Source organism: Kocuria rhizophila DC2201 (assembly GCF_000010285.1).
Classification (GTDB): Bacteria; Actinomycetota; Actinomycetes; order Actinomycetales; family Micrococcaceae; genus Kocuria; species Kocuria rhizophila_A.
Genome location: NC_010617.1, coordinates 1,826,305 through 1,852,399, shown reverse-complemented (window position 1 = coordinate 1,852,399; position 26,095 = coordinate 1,826,305). Strand labels below are relative to the sequence as shown.

The window sequence follows — 26,095 nt, the reverse complement described above, 5'->3', positions numbered from 1 at the left end:
AGCACCCTCTTCCGGAGATCCTGGACCATGCCTCCCAGGCCGTGGGGCCCCGGATCTCATCCGCCTGCAACCTGGACTGCTCGCCCTGCGCTTCGAGGTGATGAAGGTGCTCTCCGCGCGCGGTGCCGTGCGGCGGCTGCTGCGGGAGGGACGGATCGCACCCGGCGGGACCGTGGTGGACTCGTCCAGCGGGATCTACGCGCTGGCGCTCGCACTCGCGTGCCACGAGGCGGGGCTGCGCTGCGTGGTCGTGGGATCCACGACCATCGACGAGACCCTCCGGCTGCAGCTGGGCATGCTGGGTGTGCGTCTCGAGCAGATGCCGCCCTCCAGGTCCCTGCGTGCGGACCAGGACCGTCGTGTGGCCCGGGTGCGCGAGCTGCTGGACGAGCACCCGGACTGGCACTGGATGCGGCAGTGCCACGACGCCGTGCACTACCGCGGCTACCAGGACCTCGCCCGGGATCTCGGGCTGAGGCTGCGGCGGGAGGGCCGGGAGGCCGTGGAGCTGGTGGCCCCCGTGGGCTCGGGCGCCTCCAGCGGGGCGCTGGCCCTGGGACTCGCGGCCTCGGGGCTGGACGTGCACCTCACGGGCCTCCAGCCGTTCGGCTCGGTGACCTTCGGGTCGCAGGACACGGAGGACCCGGACATGCTGATCGCCGGGATCGGCAGCTCGGTCGAGGTCCGCAACGTCCGGCACGGGCTCCACCGCGAGATCCACTGGGTCAGCGCCAAGGTGGCCCGCGCGGGAGCCGTGTCCCTCTGCCGGGACCACTCCCTCTTCGCGGGCCTCAGCTCGGGCGCGGCGTACGCTGTGGCGTGCGAGGCCCTACGCGGCACGCCCGCGGGCCGCGGCCTCAGATGACGTGCTCCTCCCGGGCGCGGCTCACGGCGGCGGTGCGGTTGTCCACGCCGAGCTTGTCGTAGATGTGCACCAGGTGGGTCTTCACGGTGGCCTCGGAGATGAACAGGGACTTCGCGAGCGCCCGGTTCGAGGCACCCGTGGCCAGCCCGCGGAGAATCTCGATTTCCCGCGGGCTCAGGGAAGCCGCCGGGGTGCGGACCTGGGTCATGAGCCGCGCCGTGACCGAGGGGGAGAGCACCGGGCGCCCCGCGGCGGCGTCGTGCACGGCCTGGCCGATGGTTTCGGGCTGCGCGTCCTTGAGCAGGTAGCCGGTGGCGCCGGCCTCCAGGGCGGCCACCACGTCCGCCTGGGTGTCGTACGTGGTGAGGATCAGCACGGGCGGCCCGCCGGAGGCCACGATGCGCCGCGTGGCCTCGAGCCCTCCCATCCCGCGGCCCATCTGCAGGTCCATGACCACCACGTCCACGCCGTGGTCCTCGGTGCCCAGCCTCTCCAGGGCCGCGCGGCCGTCCTGGGCCTCGGCGCACACCGTGATGTCCCCCAGGGACTCCAGCACGGCGCGCAGCCCGGCCCGCACCACGGGGTGGTCGTCCACGAGCAGCACTCGGGTGGTCATGCGGTGCGCCTGCCTTCGGCTCGGGGGGTCTCGGTCTCGGGGGACGACGCCGCCGCGGCGCCCACGCGCTCGCGCGGAACCGGCGCGGCGTCGTCGTTCTTGCTTCCGCGGAGGTTCTCCGCGTCCGAGGTGTCGGGAGCGACGGCGCTCGGGGTGTCGGGAGCGACGGCGCCCGGGGCGCCGGGGACGACCGCGCTTGGTGCGCCGGGGGCGACTGTGCCCGGGGCGCGGCGGTCGCCGGCAGCCCCGGGACCGGCCACGGGCGAGGGCGGGACGCCCCCGAGCGGCAGCCGCACGTTCACGGCCGTGCCGTGGCGCGGCTCGGACTCCACGGTGAGCTCGGCGCCCACCTCGGCCGCGCGGCGTCGCAGGTGGGAGAGTCCGAACGAGTCGTCCCGCTCGGCACGGGCCAGGGCGCGGGGGTCGAAGCCCACGCCGTCGTCCACCACGTCCAGCGTGACGGCGTCCTCCCACCCCTCCAGGGTCACCACCACGCGCGAGGCGCGGGCGTGGGAGAGCACGTTGGCCAGGGTGGACTGGGTGGCCCGGATGAAGAGGGTGCGCTGACGGTCCGTGAGCTGCGGGACGGTGCCCTGCACGGAGAACTCGCACGTCAGCCCGGTGCCGGCCGCGCGGGCGCCCTCCTCGGTGCGCCGACACACCTCGTCGAGCGCGCTGGGCAGGGACTCGTCCAGGGCGGGGGAGGCGAGGTCCCGCACGAAGCGGCGGGCCTCGGCGAGGTTGGCCGCGGCGGTGTCCTCGATGGTCGCCAGGCGCGCGGCGGCGACGTCCCGCTCGTCCCGCTCCAGCGCCTGCTGGGCGGCTCGGGAGACCAGCACGATGGAGGTCAGCCCCTGTGCGAGGGTGTCGTGGATCTCCCGGGAGAGCCGCTCCCGCTCGGTCATGGTGCCCGCGGTGCGCTCACGCCGGGCCAGCTCCGCGCGCGTGGACTCCAGCTGGCGGATCACGCGCAGGTGACGGCGGGCGTCCCGGTACAGCGCGCGGTAGCCGTAGCTGACCAGCACCGCGACCACCGCCCCGATGCTCGGCCCCACGGCCATCGGCGCGGTGAAGGTGCCCGCGGGGACGTGCAGCAGCTGCGAGAGCACCACCACACCCGTGAGCACCACGATCCCCGTGAGCGCGACGACCGGCGGCAGCAGCACGGGGTACAGGAAGAAGAGGGGGAACACGACCCACGCGAAGTCCCGGCTCAACAGGGCCAGCACCACCCACAGCAGGGTCACCGAGCCGAGCCACACGGGGGTCCAGCGCAGCCGCCCCCGGTCCGCACGGCCGCGCGCCACGCGGTTCTCCACTGTGGTACCCAGCACGTACGTGAAAGCCAGCAGACCCGCGAGGCACAGCACCACGGCGGTGCCCACCGCGGACGCGTCCCCGGAGGAGGCGCCCATCGCCGTGCGCAGCACCGCGAGCCCGAGCAGCGCCGCGAAACTCACGTGCAGGCTCACGCGCATGACCCGCAGCAGGGCCGGGGTGGACAGTTCCTGGGGCACGGCGTGCCTTCCTGGGCGGGGACGGTGGAGGGAGCCGACCGGCGCGCAGAAGGGTCCGAACTCCGAAGTCATGGTACGCACCCCCGCTCGCGGCACATCAACCGTTCGGTTGATCCCGGGATCAACCACCCGGAACGCGGGTTTCAACCGTGCTGACGATCCCGCGCCGCCCGCCGCTGAGCACAATGGACGGAGTCGTTGTCACTACGTCACGGGAGTTCCCCCATGTTCTTGTCCCTGAGGGACATCACGTTCGCCAAGGGCCGGTTCACCCTGCTGGCCACGGTCGTGGCCCTGATCACCCTGCTGCTGGTCCTGCTCACGGGCCTGACCAACGGACTGGGTCACCAGAACACCTCGGCCCTCGAACGCCTGCAGGCCCAGCGCCTCGTCCTCACCGCCCCGCCGGGCGACTCCGGCACCCCGTCCTTCACCACGTCGCAGATCGACCAGAAGCAGGTGGACGCCTGGCGTGACGCGGTGGGCAAGGACTCCGTGGAGCGGCTGGGCATCGCCCAGACCAGCATCCGCAGCGGTGCCGAGCCCCAGGGCGGCCAGGACGCGGCGTCGCGCGCGGACACCACCGCGGCCGCCGCCATGGCCCTGGAACCGGGCTCCTCGCTCGCCTCCGGGCTGAGCGCGAGCTCGGGGCAGACCCACGCGGGCAAAGGCGAGGTGGTCCTGAGCGAGACCCTCGCGCAGGACCTCAAGGTCTCCACCGGGGACACCGTGTCCATGGGTGGGACCGCCTTGAAGACCGCCGGTGTGGTGGACAACGAGTACTACAGCCACGTGCCCGTGGCGTGGCTCAGCATCGAGGACTTCCCGGCAGTGGCCCACACGTCCCAGGACGAGCAGGCCACCGCGCTGGCGCTGACCACCGACGACGCCCCGCAGAACGTGCAGGACGACACCGACACCGTGGCCCTGAGCACCAAGGACTCCCTCGCGGCCCTGCCCGCCTACCAGTCCGAGCGCGGCTCGCTGCTGATGATGCAGGGCTTCCTCTACGGCATCAGCGCCCTGGTGGTGATCTCCTTCCTCACGGTCTGGACCATCCAGCGCACGCGTGACATCGCGGTGCTGCGCGCCCTCGGCGCGAGCCGCGGCTACGTGGTGGGGGACTCGCTCGTGCAGGCCGCCGTGGTGCTCACCCTGGGCGTGCTCATCGGCGGTGCCCTGGGCCTGCTCGGCGGGATGCTCGCGGGCTCCGCGGTGCCGTTCGAGCTGAGTGCGGCCAGCGTGGCCCTGCCGATGGTCGGGGTGCTCGTGCTCGGTCTGCTGGGCTCGCTGCTCGCCGTGCGCCGCGTCTCGACCGTGGATCCGATGATTGCTCTGGGAGGTAACTGACCATGCATGCTTCTGACGCCGAACCGCGCCACCGCGCGGACACCCACGAGGGTCACCACGTCGGGCACCACGAACCCCGGCACGAGCACGAGGCCGGTCACGCACCGCAGGCCGAGCGTTCCGTGGCGGTCGATGACGCCGCCGCGCCGGCTCTGAGCGTCCGGGACGTCTCGCTCGAGTACCCGGACGGCACGGCCAACGACGGCACCCCGCGCACCGTGCGCGCCCTGGACCACGTGTCCCTGGAGCTGCAGCGCGGGGACATGACCGCACTGATCGGCCCGTCCGGGTCCGGCAAGTCCTCCCTGCTGGCCGTGGCCGCCGCACTCATCAAGCCCACCTCGGGCACCGTGATGGTCGCGGGACAGTCCCTCACCGAGCTGCCCGAGAGGGACCTCGCCCGGATCCGCCGGGGCCACACCGGCATGGTCTTCCAGCAGCCCAACCTGCTGGCCGCCCTGACCTCCCGCGAGCAGCTCGTGCTGGCCGCCCACGTGGCCGGTGCCCGCGGCAAGGAGCTGAAGGAGGCCAAGACCCGTGCGGACGAGCTGCTGCAGAAGGTCGGTCTCGTGGACTGCGGCGACCGCCGCCCGCACCAGCTCTCGGGCGGACAGCGGCAACGGGTGAACATCGCCCGGGCCCTGATGAACGACCCCCAGCTGCTGCTCGTGGACGAGCCCACCGCGGCACTGGACCAGGAGCGCTCGCGCAGCATCATGGAGCTGCTCGCCGAGCTCACGCACCAGTTCGGTCTCGCGTCCCTGGTGGTCACCCACGACACCGAGTTCGTGCCCCTCGCGGACCGGTGCGTGACCATGGAGGACGGGCGCCTGCAGTGAGTCGCCGGGGCCCCTGCGTCACGCTCCCGCAGTGCCTTCCGGTGCCCCGGTGAATGGTATTTTGAGATCAGATCGACGTTCACCCACCATCACGCACCCATCGGAGGCGGCATGAGCCACGCAGTGGGCCCCAACAGCGGCCACTCACCCACGGCAGCCAATCGCAGCACCAAGAGGCCCGGCGCGGCGTCCATCACGGATGTCGTGAAGGTCTTCGTCCGGCTGCTGCCCAAGCAGCTCAAGGACGAGGCCCAGCTGGCCGTCCTCGAGCTCAAAGAGAAGGGCATCAAGGTGGGCGTGGGTGCCGCGTTCGCCGTGGTGGGCCTGGTGTTCCTGGGGCTCGCCGTGATCGCCCTGATCGGTGCGGCCATCGCCGGGCTCTCCCACGTGATGCCCGCGTGGCTCGCCGCGCTGCTGCTGGCCGTGGTGTTCCTCGTGGTGCTGGCCGTGCTCGCGCTGATCGGCGTCTCCAAGATCAAGAGCGCCCTGCCGCTGATGCCCGAGAAGACCATCTTCGGGCTGCGCTACGACCTCGGCGTGGTCAAGGAGGGCTCGGCGTACAACGAGGGCCGCGTGCAGCGCGACATCAACGAGGCCGAGCAGCGCAAGCAGCGCGAGAAGGAAGAGGCGGCCAACGACCCCAACCGGGTCAAGCCCGTGCAGCCCACGGAGGAGCAGCTGCGCCACCGTCTCAAGCTGCGTCGCGAGCACCTCAAGAGCCTGCGGGACGACGCCCAGAACCGCGTGGACTCCGTCCAGAGCGCCACCCAGGGGTTCGTGAACCGCACCTCGCGCACCTTCACCGCCACCCAGGAGTCCGTGAAGAGCACTCTCGCCTCCAAGGGCGGCACCCAGGGCGTGCGGCCGGAGGGTTCCACAGCGGCGTCGGATGTGCTGAGCGAGCGGTGGCAGCCGCTGGCCGTGGCCGTCGCCGCGGGCACCGCGTTCCTCGTGTTCCTCAAGAAGCTGCTGCGCAAGTAGCACCACCGGCGGCCCCCGCGGCCGCCCACCGCACGGAAGGCCGGGTCCTCGGGACCCGGCCTTCCGCGTGTCCGGCCCCGGGTGCGGATCGCGCTGGTTCCCCCTCCTGCGGCGAGCGGAAACCCTACGATGTGAGGGTGAGACCATCGCAGAGAACCCCGTGAGCCAGTGGATCGCCGTGGCACTGGCGATCGCCTCCGCCGTGGGCCTGGCCGTGGGCACCCAGACCCAGTCCTCCGCGGTCACAGACCATACGTCCGGGGCCCTGAACCCCCGCAACCTCGGGAAGCTGCTGCGCAACGGGCGGTGGCTGCTGGGCACCGGGCTGCTGGGCCTGGGGATGCTCCTCAACGTCTGTGCCCTGGCGCTGGCCACCGTGACCGTGGTGCAGCCCCTGGGCGTGATCGCCCTGGTGATCACCACGCTGCTGCACGCCCGCCGGCAGCGGCTCACCATCAACCGCCGCACGTGGCTCGCCGTGGCCCTGTGCACGGCCGGGGGAGCGGGGTTCGTGGTCTGCGCCGTGACCGGCACGGACCCCTCCCACGTGCCCGGCCCGCGCGCCGAGAACCTCGTGGTGCTCGTGCTCGTGGGCCTCGTGGCGCTGATCGGGGTGGCGGAGCTCGCGCTGCGCCGCCGTCGCATCAGCATGTTCTACGTGCTCAGCGCGGGGGTGCTCTACGGCTTCGTGGCCGTGCTCGTGCGACTGACCACCACCGCCCTGCGGGACGGCGGGATCGGCGCGGTGCACTGGCTGAGCGTGCTCATGGTGCTGGTGGCCGCGGTGCTCGGCGGCTGGCTGGTGCAGTGCGCGTACTCGTGCGGACCCCCGGACCTGGTGATCGCCGGTCTCACGGTGGTGGACCCGATGGTGGGTGTGGCGCTGGGGCTCGTGGTGCTCGGCGAGGCGGGTGCGGGCTTCACCGGGGCGCTGGGCGCGGTCATGGGGCTGGCAGGTCTCGTTGCTATAGTCGGCGTGGTCCTGCTCTCCCAGTGCCACCCCGAGGTCATCGAGCGCCGAGCTGCCGCTCGCGCGCGGCGGGAGGGGAAGGGGAGCGGGGCACGTCCCCGGACCGCTCGGGCACAGCGCCGAGCCGGCCACGCCGACCAGTGACCCACGTACGGAACCCAACGCCTTGAGAATTCTGATCACCGCCGAGACCTACCCGCCCGACGTCAACGGCTCCGCGCAGTTCGCCCGCCGGCTCGCCCACGGTCTGCTGGACCGGGGCCACGAGGTGCACGTGGCGGCACCGATGCCCACCAGCGGGCCCTCGCGCACCATGACCGACGACGGTGTGGTGGAGCACCGGTTCCGATCGCACCACGCGTTCACCCACCCGTACTTCCGGCTGTGCTTCCCGTGGGAGATCGCCCGCGAGGTGTCCCGGCTGCTGGACGAGCTGCGCCCAGACATGGTCCACGTGCAGTGCCACTACATCCTGGGCCGCCTGATGGTGCGCGAGGCCTCCCGGCGGGGGATCCGCGTGGTGGGCACCAACCACTTCATCCCGGAGAACATCGAGCCGTTCCTGCCGTTCCCGCAGTGGTTCATCCGGGGGTACCGGAAGGTCTCCTGGTGGGACATCGCCCGCGTGTACGGGCGCTGCGACGTGATCACCGCCCCCACACCCCTGGCGGTGCGGACCATGGTGGACAACGGCGTCCCGGACCGGGCGGTGGCCGTGTCCAACGGGATCGACGCCGGACACTACGAGGCCGCCCCCGACGAGCTGATCGAGCACCCCGAGCACCCCGTGGTGCTGTTCTGCGGGCGCCTCGCGGTGGAGAAGAACGTCAACGAGCTCATCGAGGCCCTTGCCCTGATCCCGCGCGAGAAGAACGTGCACGTGGAGCTCGCCGGGGAGGGTGAGCAGCGGGACCGGCTGCTGCGGCTCGCCCACGAGCGCGGCGTGGCGGACCGCGTGGAGTTCCTGGGCTTCCTCACGGACGAGGACCTGCGCCGCGCCTACCTGCGCGCGGACGTGTTCTGCCAGCCGGGCACCGCCGAGCTGCAGTCGCTCGTGACGCTCGAGGCCATGAGCGCGTCCACCCCCGTGGTGCTCGCCAACGCCCGCGCGCTGCCGCACCTCGCGGACGAGGGGCGCAACGGCTACCTCTTCACACCGGGTGATCCCGCGGACCTGGCCGCGAAGCTGCAGCTCGTGCTCGACGCGGACCCGGAACGCCGCCGCGCGATGGGCGAGCGCAGCCACGAGATGGTGGCGCAGCACTCGTTCGCGCGCACCCTGGACACCTTCGAGCGGATCTACGCCGGCGCGAGCCGCTGAGCGGGCCGCACGCCCGTGTGCCGCGGGGCGGCAGAGCCGTTCCCACCGGCGGCGGCGAGTGCTCGAGCGGTCTCCGCGCCGGGCGTGCGGTACCGTGGAGCCGCGCACCGTCCGCGGTGCACCACCGGGGGCGGTAGCTCAGCTGGTCAGAGCAGAGGACTCATAATCCTTGGGTCGTGGGTTCAAGCCCCACCCGCCCTACTCGAAGGCCCGGAAACGGGCCCTCCGTCCTCCATGAAGGCCCCGGGCCGGGATCTCCGCCCGCCGTGCCCGCCCCGCAGGCGTCGACCACCCGCGCCCGCGCAGGAGTGGCGCCCTGCGTGCTCCCAGGCTCATGTCCTGCCCACGGCTCCCGGCGCACGCACCCCGGTGGCAGGACCCCGGGACGCTCACCCCGGAGGCGGCACGGGCAGCAGCACGGACGGTCGCAGGTCGGTGACGAACCGCAGCGGGTTGACGTACTCGTCCCCCTCCCGCACACCCCAATGCACCGCCGTCCCGTGCGCGCCGTGGCCCGGGGCGGCCACCGTGGCCACCACCTGACCCCGCGTGACGTGCTCGCCCCGGCGCACGCTAGCCGTGACGGGCTCGAACGAGGAGCGGTGGCCCTCCCCGTGGTCGATGGTCAGCACCTCGCGGTCCACGACGGTCCCCGAGAAGCTCACCGTTCCGGACTGCGGAGCCCGCACCGGGGTGCCCGGGGGTGCCTGCAGGTCCACGCCGCGGTGACCCGGGAGCCACCTCTTGACGGGCGCCTCGAAGGGCCGCTGCACGGCGGGCCGGGGAGACACGGGCCAGTTCCAGCCGGCTCCGGCACCGGCCGCCGGTGAACCACCCGCGAGCCCCGGGACCAGGAGCAGTGCCAGCGCCAGCGCCGTGGCACGCTCCACCACGGTCCGTGCCCGCCCCGGGCGGCGGTGCCGTGCGGTGGGGGACGCGTCCAGGCTGCTCATGCCCCCAGCCTGACGCGGCGGCGTCGTGCGCCCGGCAGGTGGCGGGCGATGTGGAGCGGAGGTGCCGCGCGATGCGCTAGACTTGCGCGTGCAGCTGCCCTGCCATCGCTGAGCCATGCCCGTCACCGGGTTGGTTCGGAGGAGGACAGCTGACTTCGCGCGCGAAGGAACCCGGAACGGATCCGCTCCGACCGGGTGCGTGCCCCTCGGTCCGTTCGGACTCCCGGAAGCGGGAGGTGGCGGTACGGGGCGCGTCGGGCCACGCTCCACGAGCACCACCCGCGCATCGCGCCAGGGACCGGCACCACCGGTCGAGAACCGTCAACCCATGGCGGCCCGCGGGCCGCCAGCCATTCATGAGGAGACGACATGCCCGTCGTTACCATGCGCCAGATGCTCGACAACGGCGTCCACTTCGGTCACCAGACCCGCCGCTGGAACCCGAAGATGAAGCGCTTCATCTTCACCGAGCGCAACGGCATCTACATCATCGACCTGCAGCAGTCGCTGGGCTTCATCGACAAGGCCTACGAGGCCGTCAAGGCCACGGTCGCCCACGGCGGCACGATCCTGTTCGTCGGCACCAAGAAGCAGGCCCAGGAGGCCATCGCCGAGCAGGCCACCCGCGTGGGCATGCCCTACGTGAACCACCGCTGGCTCGGTGGCATGCTCACCAACTTCCAGACCGTCTCCAAGCGCATCGACCGCATGAAGGAACTGGAAGAGGTCGACTTCGACGACGTCGCCGGCTCGCAGTACACCAAGAAGGAGCTGCTGCTGCTGCGCCGCGAGAAGGAGAAGCTGGAGCGCACCCTCGGCGGCATCCGCAACCTCACCAAGACCCCGTCCCTGATCTGGATCGTGGACACCAAGAAGGAGCACCTCGCCGTCGACGAGGCCCAGAAGCTCGGTGTGCCGATCGTCGCGATCCTGGACACCAACTGCGATCCGGACGAGGTCGCGTTCCCCATCCCGGGCAACGACGACTCCATCCGCTCCGTGTCCCTGCTGACCCGCGTGGTCGCCGACGCCGTGGCCGAGGGCCTGATGAAGCGCCACAACGGCAAGTCCAACGCCGCCGAGGAGCCCATGGCCGAGTGGGAGCGCGAGCTGCTCGAGCAGCACGAGGAGCAGAAGTCCCAGGATGCCGCCCCGGCCGAGCAGTCCGCTCCGGCCGCCGAGGCGCCCGCCGAGACCGAGCAGAAGGACGCCCCCGCCGCCGAGTGAGGCCGCGGGAGGTGTTCACCTCCCATTCTTCCCGGTGACCCACAGTGGTGACCGGACCGCCCGGGCGTCCACGGACGCCCGGGCGGACACCACCGACAACAGAGGAGTTCACATGGCGAACTACACCGCTGCTGACATCAAGGCCCTGCGCGAGCGCACGGGCGCCGGCATGCTGGACGTCAAGAAGGCCCTGGACGAGGCCGACGGCGACGCCCAGAAGGCCCAGGAGATCATCCGCGTCAAGGGTCTCAAGGGCGTGACCAAGCGCGAGGGCCGCTCCACCGCGGAGGGCATCGTGCTCGCCCGCACGGAGAACAACGTGGGCTACATGGTCGAGGTCAACTCCGAGACCGACTTCGTGGCCAAGTCCGCTCCCTTCGTGGAGTTCGGCAACAAGGTGCTCGACGCCGCCGTGGCCGCCGACGCCGCGGACCTGGACGCCCTGCTCGCCGCCGAAGTGGACGGCAAGCCCATCTCCGAGCTCGTCACCGAGACCGGTGCGCTGCTGGGCGAGAAGGTCGTCGTGCGTCGCGTGGCCCGCGTGGCCGGCGACCACGTGGCCGTGTACCTGCACAAGACCTCCAAGGACCTCCCCGCCCAGGTGGGTGTCCTGCTGGCCGTGTCCGGTGCCGACGCCGAGACCGCAGCCCACGACGTCGCCGTGCACATCGCCGCGATGTCCCCGGCCTTCCTTTCCGAGGAGGATGTTCCCGCCGAGACGGTCGAGAACGAGAAGCGTGTGGCCGAAGAGACCGCCCGCAACGAGGGCAAGCCCGAGAAGATCATCCCGAACATCGTCCAGGGCCGCCTCAAGGGCTACTACAAGGACGTCGTGCTCGTGGACCAGGACTTCGCCAAGGACTCCAAGAAGTCCGTGGGCCAGGTGCTCTCCGAGGCCGGCGCCACCGCCACCGCGTTCGCGCGGTTCCGCGTGGGCGCCTGAGCAGTCCCGCACCGCAGTCCGCTGCGCGCCGCCGTGAGGTGAGGCGCGCAGCGGGCGGCCGCGGCGTCGTCGTGCTGGTGCACGGCGCCACCGCACCCCCGCAGGCGGCGGGGCACCCCTGGAAGCCCGGGGGTGCCCCGCCGCTTCTGTATGCTTGAGGGCGGTCTGCCACGGGCGGACCCCCACTCTGTCCGCGACCCGCCCCTGGAGGATCCATGCCCACCACCAACGACTCCGAAGCCCAGGACGAGGCGATCCGCATGAGCCGGGAGGCCCGCCGGGCCGAGCCCGCCCGCCGCAGGGTCCTGCTCAAGCTCTCGGGCGAGGTCTTCGGTGGCGGCAGCGTGGGCGTGGACACCACCGTGGTGCGCCAGATCGCGGAGCAGATCGCGGCCACCGTGGGCCGCGTGGAGACGTCCATCGTGGTGGGCGGGGGCAACTTCTTCCGCGGCGCGGAGCTCTCCCAGGCCGGGATGGACCGCTCGCGTGCGGACTACATGGGCATGCTCGGCACGGTGATGAACTGCCTGGCGCTGCAGGACTTCCTGGAGCAGTGCGGCGTGGACACCCGCGTGCAGTCCGCCATCAAGATGGAGCAGGTGGCCGAGACCTACATCCCGCGCCGCGCCATCCGCCACATGGAGAAGGACCGCGTGGTGATCTTCGGTGCCGGTGCGGGCCTGCCCTACTTCTCCACGGACACCGTGGCCGCCCAGCGCGCCCTGGAGGTCCACGCCACCGAGGTGCTCATGGCCAAGAACGGCGTGGACGGCGTGTACACCGCGGATCCCCGCAAGGACCCTGACGCCCAGCGTCTCGCGAGCCTCACCTACGACGAGGCGCTGTCCCGCGACATCCGCGTGATGGACCAGACCGCGTTCGCCCTGTGCCGGGACAACAACGTGACCATGCGCGTGTTCGGCATGGAGGGTACGGGCAACGTGACCCGCGCCGTCCTGGGCGAGGAGATCGGCACCCTCGTCACCCCCTGAGCGCCCGCTCCGAGCAGCCACCCAGCCCAGCGTGTCCCGCTCGACCGATAGAGTGGACACCACGTTCCGTTGCCGCCCGGGGGAGCCCGCGGGCCGGCCGTCGCATAAGGAGAACCACCCGTGATTTCAGATGTCCTCTCGGATGCCACCACCAGGATGGGTAAGGCGGTGGACGCGGCGAAGACCGACTTCTCCACGGTGCGCACCGGCCGCGCGAACCCGGCCCTGTTCTCGAGCCTGCTCGTGGCGTACTACGGCACGCCCACCCCGCTGCAGCAGCTCGCGTCCTTCCAGACCCCGGAGGCCCGCACCCTGCTGATCACCCCCTACGACCGCAGCGCGCTCAACGACATCGAGAAGGCCCTGCGGGACTCGGACATCGGCGCCAACCCGGCCAACGACGGCAACGTGATCCGCGTGGTCATGCCCGAGCTCACCGAGGAGCGCCGCAAGGAGTACGTGAAGATCGTCCACGGCAAGGCCGAGGACGCCCGCGTGTCCGTGCGCAACGTGCGCCGCCACGCCAAGGAGGCCATCGAGAAGCTCGTCAAGGACGGGGACGTGGGCGAGGACGACGGCAAGCGGGGCGAGAAGGACCTCGACGCCGCCACCAAGAAGCACATCGACCAGGTGGACGAGCTGCTCAAGAACAAGGAAGCCGAACTGCTCGGCGCCTGATGGCATCGCCCGAGTCCACCCCCGACCACGCACCCGGCGCCCCCGCGGCCCCGGAGAATCCCGCTGCCCCCGCGCACCCGAGCACCGGCACCGAGCCCCTGACCACGGGCTCGCTGCCCCACGCCCTCGCGCGGCCGTTCCAGCGCAGCGCCGAGCACAAGACACCCTCGCGGGCGGGGCGCAACCTCCCGGCGGCCGTGGCGGTGGCGGTCGTGCTCATCGGCGCGCTCGTCACGGGGCTGTTCTTCGTCCCGCTCGTGCTCGCGCTGCTCGCGGGCGCGGCGGCCGGAATCGGCGTGTGGGAGATCGCGCGCTCCCTCACCTACAGGGGGGTGCAGATCCCCAAGGTGCCCGCGGTGATTGCCGCGGTGGTCATGCCGCTCGCGGCGTTCTTCGGGGGAGCGGAGGCGCTGTCCATGGCGCTCGTGCTCGCCGTGACCCTCGTGGTGGTGTGGCGGGCGTTCGGCCCGCGCCGGGGCATGATGCTGTCCATGATGGGCTCGGTGTTCGCCCTCGTCTGGGCGTCCTTCCTGCTCTCCACCGCGGTGCTGCTGTACCACTCGCCGGACGGGCCCCAGAAGGTCCTGACGGTGATCCTGCTGGCCGTCAGCTCGGACACGTTCGGCTACGCCGTGGGAGTCGTGTGGGGCAAGCACCCCATGGCACCCAGGATCTCCCCGAAGAAGTCCTGGGAGGGCTTCGCCGGCTCCGTGGGCGGCGCAGTGGTCGTGGGCGTCCTGTGCGCCACCCTGCTGCTCGGCATCCCGTGGTGGCAGGGCGCGGTGCTGGCCGTGGCGATCGTGGCGGTGGCCACGGTGGGGGACTTCTCCGAGTCCATGATCAAGCGCGAGATCGGCATCAAGGACATGGGCACCCTGCTGCCCGGCCACGGCGGGGTGATGGACCGCATCGACTCCATCCTGTTCGCGGTGATCACCGGGTACGTGATCTTCGAGCTGTTCACCGCGCTGGCATGACACACCGGTGGGCCCCGCGTCCGCCACGGGACCGGTCACCGCACGTGGCCGGTCCCGTTCCCGTTCCGAAAGGGCACGCATGACTTCTCAGGACAGTTTCCCCCGCTGTGGCGACCGCGAGTGGGGCTACGACCCCGCCCAGGTGGCCGACTTCTTGGACCGGGTGGACGCCGTGCTGCGCTCCGGCCCGGCCGACGACGCCGCCCGCGCGCCCGGATCTCCCGGCGCGGGTCCGCGCCCGGACGGTCCGCTCACGGGCAGCCGCCAGGTCCGCGAGCGCGTGTTCGACCGGGTGCGCGGCGGCCTCGAGCCTGCGGCGGTGGATGCCCGGCTGGACGCGCTGGAGGACGAGGTCTTCGACGTGGAGCATCGGGCGTTCGTGGCCGAGCACGGGGTGCAGCGCTGGAACGAGCGCGTGGAGTGGCTCGGCGCGCTGCTGCTCGGCAGGCTCAACAGGCCCTGCTCCGAGCGGTTCCGCCGACCCGCGAAGCACCGCACCCCGGGCTACTCCGCCGCGGACGTGGACGTGCTGTGCGACCGGTTGATGGAGCAGCTGCGTGGATCCGAGGACGTGGACCCCGCGATGCTGCGCTCGGCGGTGTTCCGCCCGGCGCAGGGGCAGCGGTGCTACGAGGAGCAGCAGGTGGACGCGTTCCTGGACCGGGCCGTGGAGTTCGTGCTCGCCCTGCGGACCCCGTCCCGCCCGTGAGCCCACTGTGTATACATAGAACGACCTGACGGAGGGATCAAGCCAGCTGCAGCCCGTCATACTCAGGATTTATAGGCAGTGGACCGCTCACCTCTTGTGTCTTTGGATACACAGCCCCTAGTGTGGTGATCATCACACTAGGAGGCACACATGGCGTCATCGTCCTCTGCCGATCCCAACGGGTCCCCTGCGACCCTCGGCATCGACTTCCCCGCGGTCCAGCGCTCGGAGCAGTTCCAGCGCCTGCGCAGGACCCACCGATCCTTCGTCTTCCCCCTGGCCGTGGCGTTCCTGGTCTGGTACCTGCTCTACGTGGTGCTGGCCATCTACGCCCCGGGCTTCATGTCCACCAGGGTGCTCGGCAACATCAACCTGGGCCTGATCCTCGGCCTGCTGCAGTTCGTCACCACCTTCGGCATCACCGCGGCGTACGTCGCGTTCGCCAACCGCTCCCTCGACCCGCAGGCCACGGCGCTGCGCGAGGAGCTGGAGGCTTCCCAGATCCACCGGCCCGACACCCACGAGGAGGTCCGGCCATGATCGCCGTTCCCACCGTCTCCCTGCCCGCGGTGCACCTCGCGGAGACGTCCTCCGCCACGGTGGGCAACCCCGCGATCAACATCTCCATATTTCTGGGCTTCGTGCTCGTGACTCTCGTGGTGGTGATCCGCGCCTCGAAGTCCACCGCCACCGCGGCGGACTACTACGCGGGCGGCCGCTCGTTCTCCGGGACCCAGAACGGCCTGGCCATCGCCGGCGACTACCTCTCGGCGGCGTCCTTCCTGGGCATCGTGGGGGCCATTGCCCTGCAGGGCTACGACGGGTTCCTGTACTCCATCGGCTTCTTCGTGGCGTGGCTCGTGGCGCTGCTGCTGATTGCCGAGCCGCTGCGCAACACCGGCAAGTTCACCATGGCGGACGTGCTGTCCTTCCGGCTGCGGCAGCGCCCGGTGCGCGTGGCCGCGTCCATCTCCACCCTGGCGGTGACCTTCTTCTACCTGCTCGCGCAGATGGCCGGGGCGGGTGCCCTGGTGTCCCTGCTGCTGGGCATCAGCTCCAAGGCGGGCCAGTCGCTCGTGATCGTGATCGTGGGCGTCATCATGATCGTCTACGTGCTCGTGGGCGGGATGAAGGGCACCACGTGGGTGCAGATCATCAAGGCGTGCCTGCTGGTCACGGGCGTGGCCGTGATGACCGTGTGGATCCTCGCGATGTTCGGGTTCAACCTCTCGTCCATCATGGGTGCCGCGGTGGAGACCAACAACAACCCTGCGATGCTCGAGCCCGGACTGAAGTACGGCGTGAGCGAGATCTCCAAGCTGGACTTCATCTCGCTGGGCCTCGCGCTCGTGCTCGGCGCGGCGGGGCTGCCCCACGTGCTCATGCGCTTCTACACGGTGCCCACAGCCAAAGAGGCCCGCAAGTCCGTGGTCTGGGCGATCACCCTGATCGGCCTGTTCTACCTGTTCACCCTGGTGCTGGGCTTCGGTGCGGCCGCGCTGATCGGCGCGGAGCGCATCAAGGGCGCCCCCGGCGGGGTGAACTCGGCGGTGCCGCTGCTCGCGTTCGAGCTGGGCGGTTCCGTGCTCATGGGGCTGATCGCGGCCGTGGCGTTCGCCACCATCCTGGCCGTGGTTGCCGGGCTGGCCATCACGGCGTCGGCGTCCTTCGCGCACGACATCTACACGTCCGTGATCAAGAAGGGGAACTCGGACCCCCGCCAGGAGCTGCGCGTGGCCAAGGCCACCGTGGTGGTCATCGGTGTGATCTCGATCGCCGGCGGCATCGGGGCTCAGGGCCAGAACGTGGCGTTCCTGGTGGCGCTGGCCTTCGCGGTGGCGGCCTCTGCCAACCTGCCCACCATTCTGTACTCCCTGTACTGGAAGGGCTTCACCACCCGCGGGGCGGTGCTGTCCATGTACGGCGGGCTGATCCTGTCCGTGGTGCTGATCGTCTTCTCGCCGGTGATGTCCGGATCGGAGACCTCCATGATCCCCGGTGCGGACTTCGCCATCTACCCGCTGTCCAACCCGGGCATCATCTCGATCCCGGCGTCATTCCTGCTGGGCTTCCTGGGCTCGGTCACGGAACGCCGCCGCGAGGACCCGGTCAAGCAGTCCGAGATGGAGGTGCGCTCGCTCACAGGTGTGGGTGCAGAGAAGGCGGTCTCGCACTGATCCGGCGGCCCGTGTCCCCACTGTGGCGCGACATCATGCGGTGGGAACTCATTAGTCCTCCAAACTGGTAGTACACTGTACGACGGTTCGCTGACCAGAGCGACTGCGGGTCACCGCATGCTTGAGCAACGAAAACTTGAGGTGGAGAACATGGGCATTTTTAGCTGGATCATCCTCGGCCTGATCGCTGGCGCTCTCGCCAAGCTGATCCTGCCGGGCAAGCAGGGTGGTGGGATCATCGTCACCATCATCCTGGGCATCGTGGGCGCGTTCCTCGGTGGCTGGCTGGGCTCCTTCATCCCGGGCCTGCACGCCGGTATCGACAAGATCAGCATCGGCACCATCATCACGTCCGTGATCGGCGCGATCATCGTGCTGCTGATCTACGGCTTCGTGGTCAACCGCCGCCGCTGAACCCAGCGGTCCTGAGGACCACTGCACAAGGGCGTCACCTCCGGGTGGCGCCCTTGTCGCATGTCCGAGCGGGTGCCGCCCGTCAAGGGGAGGCCTCGGGCCAGGTTCGGGAGGGCTCCGGGGCGCGCCGCGCCATACTGGACCCATGACTTCCCCACGGACCATGACCCCCGATCTCGACCGCGCCACGAGTGCCGCGCCCCGGCGGCTGGTGATCCTGGGCTCCACGGGGTCCATCGGCACGCAGGCGCTCGACGTCGTGGAACGGGCCGCGGACCTCGCACGGCCGGAGTCGGACGCCCAGCACCCGCCGTTCGAGGTCCTCGCGCTGGCGGCGGGCGCGGGCAACCTGGAGCTGCTCGCGCGGCAGGCCGTGCGCTTCCGCGTGGCCGCGGTGGGCACGAGCGGCACCGCGGACGACGCCGCGCGGCTGGGTGAGCTGCTCGCGGACGCCGCGCGGGCGGCGTCGTCACCGGTGCCCGAGGTGCTGCACGGCGAGCGCGCCGCCACGGAGCTCGCCGCGTGGGACGGCGCCGACCTGGTGCTCAACGGCATCACCGGCAGCATCGGGCTCGCGCCCACCCTGGCCGCGCTGGGGGCGGGGCACCGGGTGGCGCTGGCCAACAAGGAGTCGCTGATCGCGGGCGGTCCGCTCGTCACGGCGGCCGCTGCGGGCACGGGCCTCACGAACGCTCTGATCCCCGTGGATTCCGAGCACTCCGCGATCGCGCAGGCGCTGCGCTCGGGCACGGCGGCGGAGGTGGAACGCCTCGTGCTCACGGCCTCGGGAGGCCCGTTCCGGGGGATGAGCCGCGCGCAGCTCGCGCACGTGACGCCGGAGCAGGCGCTGCGCCACCCCACGTGGGACATGGGTGCCATGGTCACCACCAACTCCGCCACCATGGTCAACAAGGCGCTCGAGGTACTCGAGGCGTCCCTGCTGTTCGACGTGCCCCTCGACCGGATCGACGTGACCGTGCACCCGCAGTCGGTGGTGCACTCGATGGTGCAGTTCGTGGACGGCTCCACCCTGGCCCAGGCCTCGCCCCCGGACATGCGGCTGCCCATCGCCCTGGGCCTCGCGTGGCCGCACCGCGTCCCGGGGGCCGCCGCGGCGTGCGACTGGACCCGTGCCGCCGAGTGGACGTTCGAGCCGCTCGACGCCGAAGCGTTCCCCGCGGTCGAGCTCATGAAGCACGCGGGGGCCCTCGGAGGCACATGGCCCGCGGTCTTCAACGCCGCGAACGAGCAGGCGGTCCACGCGTTCCACCGCGGCGCGCTCGGCTTCCTCCAGATCGTGGAGCTCGTGGCGAGCGTGGTGGACGAGCACACCGGTGTGCGCGAGCCCTCCCTCGAGGACGTGCTGGAGGCCGAGCGGTGGGCCCGCGCCCGGGCCGACGAGCGGATCGTCCGGGGATAGTGCCGACTGGGCCCTGCCCGAGGCCACGAGGCCGGGCCGGGCCGAGGTGGCGACACTGGACGCCGGGAGCGCGGTGCGGGGCGGCGCAACGGTCGGGGCGGCGTCGTCCGGGCTGCCGCTGGGAGACCGCGGCTCCACCACCGGCGGTGCGCCCAGGGGAGTGGTGCGATGGGGCCGGGACGCCGCCCGGGTCGGGGACGGGGCCCACGGCGTGCTAGGCTCGTGGACGGATGACGAGTTCCGGCGCGTAGCTCTGGCTGGCCGGACGGCAACCCTCTCCCGTAGCGGGGTGCCCCAGATGACCATCCGGCCGCGGTTCGAACCGATCACGGCAAGTGCGGTTTCTCTTCAAATGGCACGTGTCTGATCCTTGCCCTCATCCAGGTGGGACCGCTCGCTCCGCGCGACCGGACCCCGACCCTGGAAAGGCACGATCGTGCGAAGCAAACGACTGCTCCCCGTAGTACTGGCCACCACCCTGGGCCTGACCCTCACCGCGTGCGGCGGCGGCTCCGAGAACACCGACCCTACCGCCGACGGCAAGATCACCATCGGCATCGTGGGTGCCACGCCCGTCCAGGACGCGTTCAAAGAGGTGGCCGCGAAGAACGACGTGACCGTTGAGTTCGTGGACTTCAGCGACTACAGCCAGCCGAACCCCGCCCTGAAGAGCGGGGACATCGACATGAACTGGTTCCAGCACATCGCCTACCTCGCGGACTACAACAACAGCTCCGGGGACACCATCACGCCCGTGGGCTCCACGTCCATCTTCCCGCTGGGGCTGTACTCCAAGACCGCGAAGTCCGTGTCCGAGCTCAAGCAGGGGGACGAGATCGCCGTCCCCAACGACTCGATCAACCTCTCGCGCTCCCTGAACCTGCTCCAGCAGCAGGGCCTGGTCTCCTTCACCAAGGACACGATCGCACCCACCGAGCAGGACATCGACAAGGAGAAGTCCAAGGTCACGGTCCGCCCGGTCTCCGCCGAGCAGACCGTGCTGTCCATGGACTCCGTGGCCGGCTCCGTGGTGAACAACGACTTCCTGGACCGCGCGAACCTCGACCCGAAGAACGCCCTCGCCCAGGACGACCCCACGGCGGACAGCGCCAAGGTCTACGACAACCTCTTCGCCGCGACCGAGGCGAACGCGGACAACGAGACGCTGAAGAAGGTCGCGGGCTTCTACTACGACGACAAGGTCCAGGAGGCCGAGAAGAAGGAGACCAAGGGCACCGCGGTTCCCACCCGGGTGGACCAGCAGGAGCTCAAGGACCTGCTGGCCCGCTACTCCACCGACCTCAAGGAGCAGAGCAAGTGAGCCCAGCCTCCACGGCGGACGCACTGGTCAGATTCAAGGACGTCAGCAAGGTCTTCACCACCGGGTCCCGGCGGCGACCCCGCACGGTGACCGCGGTGGACTCCGTGAACCTGGAGATCCGCCGCGGTGAGGTCTTCGCGGTGATCGGGTACTCCGGGGCCGGCAAGTCCACCCTCGTGCGGCTCATCAACGGCCTGGAACCGGTGACCTCCGGGTCCCTGGAAGTGGCGGGGCAGCGCGTGGACGGCCGCTCCGAGACCCAGCTGGCTCCCGTCCGGCGGGACATCGGCATGATCTTCCAGCAGTTCAACCTGTTCACCTCGCGCACCGTGGCGGGCAACATCGAGTACCCGCTCAGGCGCGCCGGGTGGAAGGCGGAGGACCGGAAGGCCCGCGTGGCCGAGCTGCTCGAGTTCGTGGGCCTCACCGAGCGCGCGGGCAACTACCCCGAGCAGCTCTCGGGCGGGCAGAAGCAGCGCGTGGGCATTGCGCGCGCGCTCGCCACCAGCCCCGAGCTGCTGCTCGCGGACGAGTCCACGTCCGCCCTGGACCCCGAGACCACGCAGGAGGTGCTCGGGCTGCTGCGCCGCGTCAACCGCGAGCTCGGGATCACCATCGTGCTGATCACCCACGAGATGGACGTGGTGCGTGCCGTCGCGGACCGCGTGGCCGTGATGGACGGCGGGCGCGTCGTCGAGACCGGGACCACTGCGGAGGTCTTCGCGCACCCGCAGGCGGAGACCACCCGCAGGTTCGTGTCCTCCGTGATGCGCACCGTGCCCCGGGAGGACGAGCTCGCGAAGCTCCGCTCCGAGCACCCGGGCCGCCTCGTGCTCGTGGACGTCGCGGACCGCAACAGGATCGGGACGGCGCTGTCCGAGGCCGCGCGCGACGGCGTGAGCTTCGAGATCGCCTTCGGCGGGATCTCCATCCTGCAGTCACACACGTTCGGAACGCTCACGCTGTCCCTCGACGGACCCGAGGATGCCGTGTCCCGGGCCGTCGAGGCGCTGCGGGCGGTCACCACGGTCCAGGAGGTGTCCGAGTAATGAACTGGTCGACTCTCGGCCCGCAGTTGCTCCAGGCAACCGGGCAGACGCTGTACATGGTCACCGTGACCCTCGTCCTCGCCGGACTCATCGGCCTGGCCGTGGGCGTGGGGCTCTACGTGACCCGCCGGGGCAACATCCTGCAGAACGGCGTGGTGTTCACCGTGCTGAACCTGCTGGTGAACTTCGTGCGCCCCATCCCGTTCATCATCCTGCTGGCCGCCCTCGGCAAGGTCACGGAGGAGGTCGTCGGGTCCCGCCTGGGGCCCAACGCGGCGATCTTCGCCATGACCATCGGCGCCACCTTCGCGGTGGCACGGATCGTCGAGCAGAACCTCATGACGGTGGATCCGGGGGTGGTCGAGGCCGCCCGCTCCATGGGGGTGTCACGCTGGCGGATCATCACCACGGTGATCCTCCCCGAGGCCCTCGGCCCCCTGGTGCTGGGCTACACGTTCCTGGTGATCGGCATCACGGACATGTCGGCCATGGCCGGCGCGATCGGTGCCGGCGGACTGGGCGACTTCGCGCTGCGCCTGGGCTACCAGCGGTTCAACGACGAGGTCACGTGGGCCGCGGTGATCGTGATCATCGTGCTGGTCCAGCTCGTGCAGTTCTTCGGCAACTGGCTCGCGCGCCGGATCATGCGCCGCTGAGCGCCCGCGCCGAGCACCCCCGCCGCCCCCGGGCACGCACCCGCGTGCCGGGGGCGGCGTCGTGCTCCCGGCGTCCCGCCGGCGTCAGCGGCGTCGGAGGAGTGGGGCACAATGGGGGGAGCAACGTTCGCGGGGCGCGCGTCTCGGGCCCCGCAGGTCGATTCCCCTGGAGGAAACACGTGACCTCGGTCAACCTCGGCATGCCCGCAGCACCCCAGCCCGTCCTGTCCCCGCGGCGCAAGACCCGCCAGATCCGGGTGGGCTCGGTGGGAGTGGGATCCGACTCACCCATCAGCGTGCAGTCGATGACCACCACCCCCACCACCAACATCAACGCCACGCTGCAGCAGATCGCGGAGCTCAACGCCGCGGGCTGCGACATCGTGCGCGTGGCGTGCCCGTCCCAGGACGACGCCGACGCCCTGCCGATCATCGCCAAGAAGTCCCCGATCCCGGTGATCGCGGACATCCACTTCCAGCCCAAGTACGTCTACGCCGCGATCGACGCCGGGTGCGCCGGCGTGCGCGTGAACCCGGGCAACATCCGCAAGTTCGACGACCAGATCGAGGGCATCTCCCGCGCCGCGGAGGCGGCCGGGGTGTCCATCCGGATCGGCGTGAACGCGGGTTCCCTGGACAAGCGGCTGCTCGAGAAGTACGGCAAGGCCACCCCGGAGGCCCTCATGGAGTCCGCCGTGTGGGAGGCCTCCCTGTTCGAGCAGCACGACTTCCACGACTTCAAGATCTCGGTCAAGCACAACGACCCCGTCACCATGGTCCGGGCCTACCAGCTGCTCGCCGAGCGCGGGGACTGGCCCCTGCACCTGGGGGTCACCGAGGCCGGCCCCGCGCTGCAGGGCACGGTCAAGTCCGCCACGGCCTTCGGGATCCTGCTGTCCCAGGGGATCGGGGACACCATCCGCGTGTCCCTCTCCGCCCCTCCGGTGGAGGAGGTCAAGGTGGGCAACCAGATCCTGCAGTCCCTCGGACTGCGCCCGCGCAAGCTCGAGATCGTCTCGTGCCCGTCCTGCGGGCGCGCCCAGGTGGACGTGTACAAGCTCGCGGAGGAGGTCAACGAGGGGCTCGCGCACCTCACCGTGCCGCTGCGCGTGGCCGTGATGGGCTGCGTGGTCAACGGTCCGGGGGAGGCCCGCGAGGCGGACCTCGGCGTGGCCTCGGGCAACGGCAAGGGTCAGATCTTCGTGCGGGGAGAGGTCATCAAGACCGTCCCCGAGGACCAGATCGTGGAGACCCTGCTCGCCCAGGCCAACGAGATGGCCGAGAGCATGGAGCTGGACGAGAACGGTCAGCCCGTGGAGGGCGCTCCGGTCGTGACCGCCGGGTGATCCTGCGCCGCACCGCGCGGGCGCTCGCACCCGCCGCCGTGGATCCCGCGGCACTGGACCGGCTCCTGGCGCGGGACCCCGTGTCCTCGGTGTTCGTGGCGTCGCACGTGCAGCGGGTCCGAGCCTCGGGAGGGCGCCCGCCCGTCTACGGGGTCGCGGATGCCGCCGGAGCCCTGGTGGGGGCGTGCTGGGCGGGCACCAACGTGGTGCCCGTGGCCCTGGACGCGCGCGGCACGGACCTCGTGGCGGACGCCCTGGCCCGCGGGGGTCCGCGCTTCGCCTCCTTCTTCGGACCGGCGGAACCTGTGCTCGGGCTGTGGCAGCGGCTGCGGGACACGTGGCCCGCCCCGTTCGACGTGCGCCCCGTCCAGCCGCTGCTGGTCATGGACCGGGACCCGGACCCCGCACTGCTCACCGGCCCGGCCGGCACCGTCCGGTGGGGCACGGAGGCGGACGCGGAGCGGGTGGTCCCGGCGGCCGCCGCGATGTTCACCGAGGAAGTGGGCTACTCGCCGCTGACGAGCGGCGGTCACGGCTACCGCCAGCGGATCCGGTCGCTGCTGCGCGAGCAGCGCACCGCGGTGCTCACGGACCACCGGGGTGAGGTGGTCTTCAAGGCGGACATCGGCTCCCTGCACGCGGGCGTGTGCCAGATCCAGGGCGTGTGGGTGGCCCCGGAGCACCGCGGCCGCGGACTGGCCGTGCCGTGCATGGCCGCAGCCGTGGCGCTCGCGAGGACGCAGGCGCCCGTGGTGAGCCTCTACGTGAACTCCTACAACGCCCCGGCCTTGGCCACGTACCGCCACGTGGGCTTCGAGCGCCACGGCGATTTCGCCACGGTGCTCCTGTGACACCGCCGGGCGCGGCGACCGCCGGGGCAGCACAGCGATAGACTCGCGGCAGACATCAGCAGCTTCGATCGGCCCGGTCACGGGCGGTTAGGACCTATTCGTGCCGCTTCGCCTCAGTTCCCTGTTCCTGCGCACCCTGCGCGAAGATCCGGTGGACGCCGACGTCGACAGCCACAAGCTGCTCGTGCGCGCCGGCTACATCCGCCGCGCGGCCCCCGGCATCTACACGTGGCTGCCCCTGGGGCTCGCCGTGCTGCGCCGGGTCGAGGGCATCGTGCGCGAGGAGATGGACGCGATCGGCGCCCAGGAGGTCCACTTCCCGGCGCTGCTGCCGCGCGAGCCGTACGAGGCGAGCAACCGCTGGACCGAGTACGGGGAGAACCTCTTCCGGCTGCAGGACCGCAAGGGCGCGGACTACCTGCTGGCTCCCACGCACGAGGAGATGTTCACCCTGCTGGTCAAGGACATGTACTCGTCCTACAAGGACCTGCCCGTGATGCTCTACCAGATCCAGACCAAGTACCGGGACGAGGCCCGTCCGCGGGCGGGGCTGCTGCGCGGGCGCGAGTTCATCATGAAGGACTCCTACTCCTTCGACGTGGACGACGCCGGGCTCGACGATGCCTACGCCAAGCACCGGGCCGCGTACGTCCGCATCTTCGAGCGTCTCGGGCTGCCGGTGGTGGCGGTCTCCGCCACGTCCGGTGCCATGGGCGGCTCGCGCTCCGAGGAGTTCATGCACCCCTCCGTGGTGGGCGAGGACACCTTCGTGCGTTCGGCGGGCGGCTACGCCGCGAACGTGGAGGCCGTCACCACGGTGGTGCCGGAACCGGTGGACTGCACCGACGCCCCCGCGGCCCAGGTGCACCGCACCCCGGACAGCCCCACCATCGACACCCTGGTGTCCCGCTCCAACGAGCTGCACCCCCGCGAGGGGCAGCCGTGGACCGCGGCGGACACCCTGAAGAATGTGCTGCTCTCGGTCTCCCTGCCCGAGGGCGGCACGCAGCTCGTGGCAGTGGGTGTTCCCGGTGACCGCGAGATCGACCTCAAGCGCGTGGAGGCCGGGATCGGCGGGGCCCTCGGGATCGGCGGCGAGCTCGAGGTGGAGGCCGCCTCGGAGGAGCAGCTGCGCGCGGTGCCCGAACTCGTCAAGGGCTACATCGGCCCGGGTCTGAGCCGGGAGGACGCCCTGCTCGGCACCGAGTCCCCCACCGGGATCCCTTACTTCGTGGACCCGCGCGTGGTGCCGGGCACCCGCTGGATCACCGGCGCGAACGTGGCCGAGGCGCACGTCTACGACCTCGTGGCCGAGCGGGACTTCACGTGGGACGCCACCCTGGAGGCCTGCACGGTGCGCGAGGGGGATCCGGCCCCGGACGGCTCCGGCCCGCTCGAGATCGCCCGCGGCATGGAGATGGGCCACGTGTTCCAGCTCGGCCGCAAGTACGCCGAGGCCCTCGGGCTCAAGGTGCTCGACAACAACGGCAAGCTCGTCACGGTCACCATGGGCTCCTACGGGATCGGCGTCACGCGCGCGCTGGCCGCCGTCGCGGAGTTCTACCACGACGAGCACGGGCTGCTGTGGCCCCGGAACCTGAGCCCCGCGGACGTCCACGTGGTGGCCACGGGCAAGGGTCCCGAGGTGCTGGAGGCCGCCGAGGAGATCGTGGCGCACCTCGAGGCCGCGGGTGTCTCCGTGCTCTTCGACGACCGCCCCAAGGTGTCCCCGGGCGTGAAGTTCCGCGACGCCGAGCTGCTCGGGGTCCCCACGGTGCTCGTGGTCGGGCGGGGACTCGCGGACGGTGTGCTGGAGCTCAAGGACCGCCGCAGCGGCACGAGCCGCGACATCGCCAGGGACCGGGTGGTGGCGGAGATCACCGCGGAGCTGCAGGGCCAGGAGGGCCCCGCGGCCGAGTAGCA

Annotated in this window: 25 protein-coding genes, 1 tRNA gene and 1 riboswitch; of the genes, 23 read left to right on the top strand and 3 right to left on the bottom strand. The window is 71.1% G+C overall.

Annotated features, from left to right (window positions below; all coding sequences use genetic code 11):
- Nucleotides 1–100 precede the first annotated feature (100 nt).
- Nucleotides 101–865, top strand: a complete 765-nt coding sequence (locus tag KRH_RS08050; RefSeq protein WP_197720393.1) for a pyridoxal-phosphate dependent enzyme — start codon at nucleotides 101–103, stop codon at nucleotides 863–865.
- Here the strand turns inward: KRH_RS08050 and KRH_RS08045 are convergent.
- Together KRH_RS08045 and KRH_RS08040 are read right to left on the bottom strand one after the other, a co-directional pair.
- A complete protein-coding gene (locus KRH_RS08045) occupies nucleotides 858–1,481 on the bottom strand; it encodes a response regulator (protein WP_012398701.1) in 624 nt (207 codons plus the stop codon). The genes KRH_RS08050 and KRH_RS08045 overlap by 8 nt on opposite strands.
- On the bottom strand, nucleotides 1,478–2,998 hold the full coding sequence (locus tag KRH_RS08040) for a sensor histidine kinase (protein WP_012398700.1): 1,521 nt from the start codon (nucleotides 2,996–2,998) through the stop codon (nucleotides 1,478–1,480). The genes KRH_RS08045 and KRH_RS08040 overlap by 4 nt, the downstream gene beginning before the upstream one ends.
- Nucleotides 2,999–3,223: 225 nt before the next feature.
- Here KRH_RS08040 and KRH_RS08035 point away from each other — a divergent pair, with 225 nt between their 5' ends.
- From KRH_RS08035 to KRH_RS08010, 6 genes are all read left to right on the top strand, one after another.
- A complete protein-coding gene (locus tag KRH_RS08035) occupies nucleotides 3,224–4,348 on the top strand; it encodes an ABC transporter permease (RefSeq protein WP_012398699.1) in 1,125 nt (374 codons plus the stop codon).
- Between the two features lie 2 nt (nucleotides 4,349–4,350).
- Nucleotides 4,351–5,187: an ABC transporter ATP-binding protein gene (locus tag KRH_RS08030; protein ID WP_081431609.1), complete on the top strand. Its 837-nt coding sequence runs from the start codon at nucleotides 4,351–4,353 to the stop codon at nucleotides 5,185–5,187.
- 111 nt (nucleotides 5,188–5,298) lie between these two features.
- A complete protein-coding gene (locus tag KRH_RS08025; protein WP_012398697.1) occupies nucleotides 5,299–6,168 on the top strand; it encodes a phage holin family protein in 870 nt (289 codons plus the stop codon).
- 160 nt (nucleotides 6,169–6,328) lie between these two features.
- Entirely contained in the window at nucleotides 6,329–7,282 is a 954-nt protein-coding gene (locus KRH_RS08020; RefSeq protein ID WP_012398696.1) for a DMT family transporter, read from the top strand.
- A gap of 22 nt (nucleotides 7,283–7,304) precedes the next feature.
- Nucleotides 7,305–8,459: a glycosyltransferase gene (locus KRH_RS08015; protein ID WP_012398695.1), complete on the top strand. Its 1,155-nt coding sequence runs from the start codon at nucleotides 7,305–7,307 to the stop codon at nucleotides 8,457–8,459.
- Nucleotides 8,460–8,586: 127 nt separating this feature from the next.
- A tRNA-Ile gene (locus KRH_RS08010) sits at nucleotides 8,587–8,660 on the top strand.
- Between the two features lie 188 nt (nucleotides 8,661–8,848).
- Here KRH_RS08010 and KRH_RS08005 read toward each other — a convergent pair.
- Nucleotides 8,849–9,412, bottom strand: a complete 564-nt coding sequence (locus KRH_RS08005; RefSeq protein ID WP_012398694.1) for a murein hydrolase activator EnvC family protein — start codon at nucleotides 9,410–9,412, stop codon at nucleotides 8,849–8,851.
- A 369-nt stretch (nucleotides 9,413–9,781) separates the two neighbouring features.
- Between KRH_RS08005 and rpsB the strand changes: the two genes are divergently transcribed.
- From rpsB to KRH_RS07925, 16 genes are all read left to right on the top strand, one after another.
- A complete protein-coding gene (gene rpsB, locus KRH_RS08000) occupies nucleotides 9,782–10,639 on the top strand; it encodes a 30S ribosomal protein S2 (protein ID WP_012398693.1) in 858 nt (285 codons plus the stop codon).
- 112 nt (nucleotides 10,640–10,751) lie between these two features.
- The gene (gene tsf, locus KRH_RS07995) at nucleotides 10,752–11,582 is read left to right on the top strand and encodes a translation elongation factor Ts (protein WP_012398692.1); all 831 of its coding nucleotides are present in this window, start codon (nucleotides 10,752–10,754) and stop codon (nucleotides 11,580–11,582) included.
- Between the two features lie 260 nt (nucleotides 11,583–11,842).
- On the top strand, nucleotides 11,843–12,574 hold the full coding sequence (pyrH, locus tag KRH_RS07990) for a UMP kinase (protein ID WP_012398691.1): 732 nt from the start codon (nucleotides 11,843–11,845) through the stop codon (nucleotides 12,572–12,574).
- 120 nt (nucleotides 12,575–12,694) lie between these two features.
- Nucleotides 12,695–13,252: a ribosome recycling factor gene (frr, locus tag KRH_RS07985; RefSeq protein WP_012398690.1), complete on the top strand. Its 558-nt coding sequence runs from the start codon at nucleotides 12,695–12,697 to the stop codon at nucleotides 13,250–13,252.
- Nucleotides 13,252–14,229: a phosphatidate cytidylyltransferase gene (locus tag KRH_RS07980; protein ID WP_012398689.1), complete on the top strand. Its 978-nt coding sequence runs from the start codon at nucleotides 13,252–13,254 to the stop codon at nucleotides 14,227–14,229. Before frr ends, KRH_RS07980 begins: the two co-directional genes overlap by 1 nt.
- Before the next feature lie 79 nt (nucleotides 14,230–14,308).
- The gene (locus KRH_RS07975; RefSeq protein WP_012398688.1) at nucleotides 14,309–14,938 is read left to right on the top strand and encodes a hypothetical protein; all 630 of its coding nucleotides are present in this window, start codon (nucleotides 14,309–14,311) and stop codon (nucleotides 14,936–14,938) included.
- 150 nt (nucleotides 14,939–15,088) lie between these two features.
- Nucleotides 15,089–15,478 carry a DUF485 domain-containing protein gene (locus tag KRH_RS07970; protein ID WP_012398687.1) on the top strand — a complete coding sequence of 130 codons (390 nt, stop codon included), beginning with the start codon at nucleotides 15,089–15,091 and terminating at the stop codon, nucleotides 15,476–15,478.
- The gene (locus tag KRH_RS07965) at nucleotides 15,475–17,115 is read left to right on the top strand and encodes a solute symporter family protein (protein ID WP_012398686.1); all 1,641 of its coding nucleotides are present in this window, start codon (nucleotides 15,475–15,477) and stop codon (nucleotides 17,113–17,115) included. Before KRH_RS07970 ends, KRH_RS07965 begins: the two co-directional genes overlap by 4 nt.
- A gap of 117 nt (nucleotides 17,116–17,232) precedes the next feature.
- Nucleotides 17,233–17,529, top strand: a complete 297-nt coding sequence (locus tag KRH_RS07960) for a GlsB/YeaQ/YmgE family stress response membrane protein (protein WP_012398685.1) — start codon at nucleotides 17,233–17,235, stop codon at nucleotides 17,527–17,529.
- A 145-nt stretch (nucleotides 17,530–17,674) separates the two neighbouring features.
- Nucleotides 17,675–18,949 carry a 1-deoxy-D-xylulose-5-phosphate reductoisomerase gene (gene dxr, locus KRH_RS07955; RefSeq protein WP_012398684.1) on the top strand — a complete coding sequence of 425 codons (1,275 nt, stop codon included), beginning with the start codon at nucleotides 17,675–17,677 and terminating at the stop codon, nucleotides 18,947–18,949.
- A 229-nt stretch (nucleotides 18,950–19,178) separates the two neighbouring features.
- A riboswitch (SAM riboswitch) is annotated at nucleotides 19,179–19,293 on the top strand.
- Between the two features lie 92 nt (nucleotides 19,294–19,385).
- Nucleotides 19,386–20,270: a MetQ/NlpA family ABC transporter substrate-binding protein gene (locus tag KRH_RS07950; protein WP_012398683.1), complete on the top strand. Its 885-nt coding sequence runs from the start codon at nucleotides 19,386–19,388 to the stop codon at nucleotides 20,268–20,270.
- Entirely contained in the window at nucleotides 20,267–21,319 is a 1,053-nt protein-coding gene (locus tag KRH_RS07945; protein ID WP_012398682.1) for a methionine ABC transporter ATP-binding protein, read from the top strand. The genes KRH_RS07950 and KRH_RS07945 overlap by 4 nt, the downstream gene beginning before the upstream one ends.
- Nucleotides 21,319–21,975 (top strand): methionine ABC transporter permease, encoded by a 657-nt coding sequence (locus tag KRH_RS07940; RefSeq protein WP_012398681.1) that lies wholly within the window; start codon nucleotides 21,319–21,321, stop codon nucleotides 21,973–21,975. Before KRH_RS07945 ends, KRH_RS07940 begins: the two co-directional genes overlap by 1 nt.
- A 179-nt stretch (nucleotides 21,976–22,154) precedes the next feature.
- Nucleotides 22,155–23,321, top strand: coding sequence for a flavodoxin-dependent (E)-4-hydroxy-3-methylbut-2-enyl-diphosphate synthase (ispG, locus tag KRH_RS07935; RefSeq protein WP_012398680.1), 1,167 nt, complete (start codon nucleotides 22,155–22,157; stop codon nucleotides 23,319–23,321).
- On the top strand, nucleotides 23,318–24,172 hold the full coding sequence (locus KRH_RS07930; protein ID WP_012398679.1) for a DUF4081 domain-containing GNAT family N-acetyltransferase: 855 nt from the start codon (nucleotides 23,318–23,320) through the stop codon (nucleotides 24,170–24,172). The genes ispG and KRH_RS07930 overlap by 4 nt, the downstream gene beginning before the upstream one ends.
- Nucleotides 24,173–24,272: 100 nt before the next feature.
- The gene (locus KRH_RS07925) at nucleotides 24,273–26,093 is read left to right on the top strand and encodes a proline--tRNA ligase (RefSeq protein ID WP_012398678.1); all 1,821 of its coding nucleotides are present in this window, start codon (nucleotides 24,273–24,275) and stop codon (nucleotides 26,091–26,093) included.
- The last annotated feature ends 2 nt before the right edge of the window (nucleotides 26,094–26,095 follow it).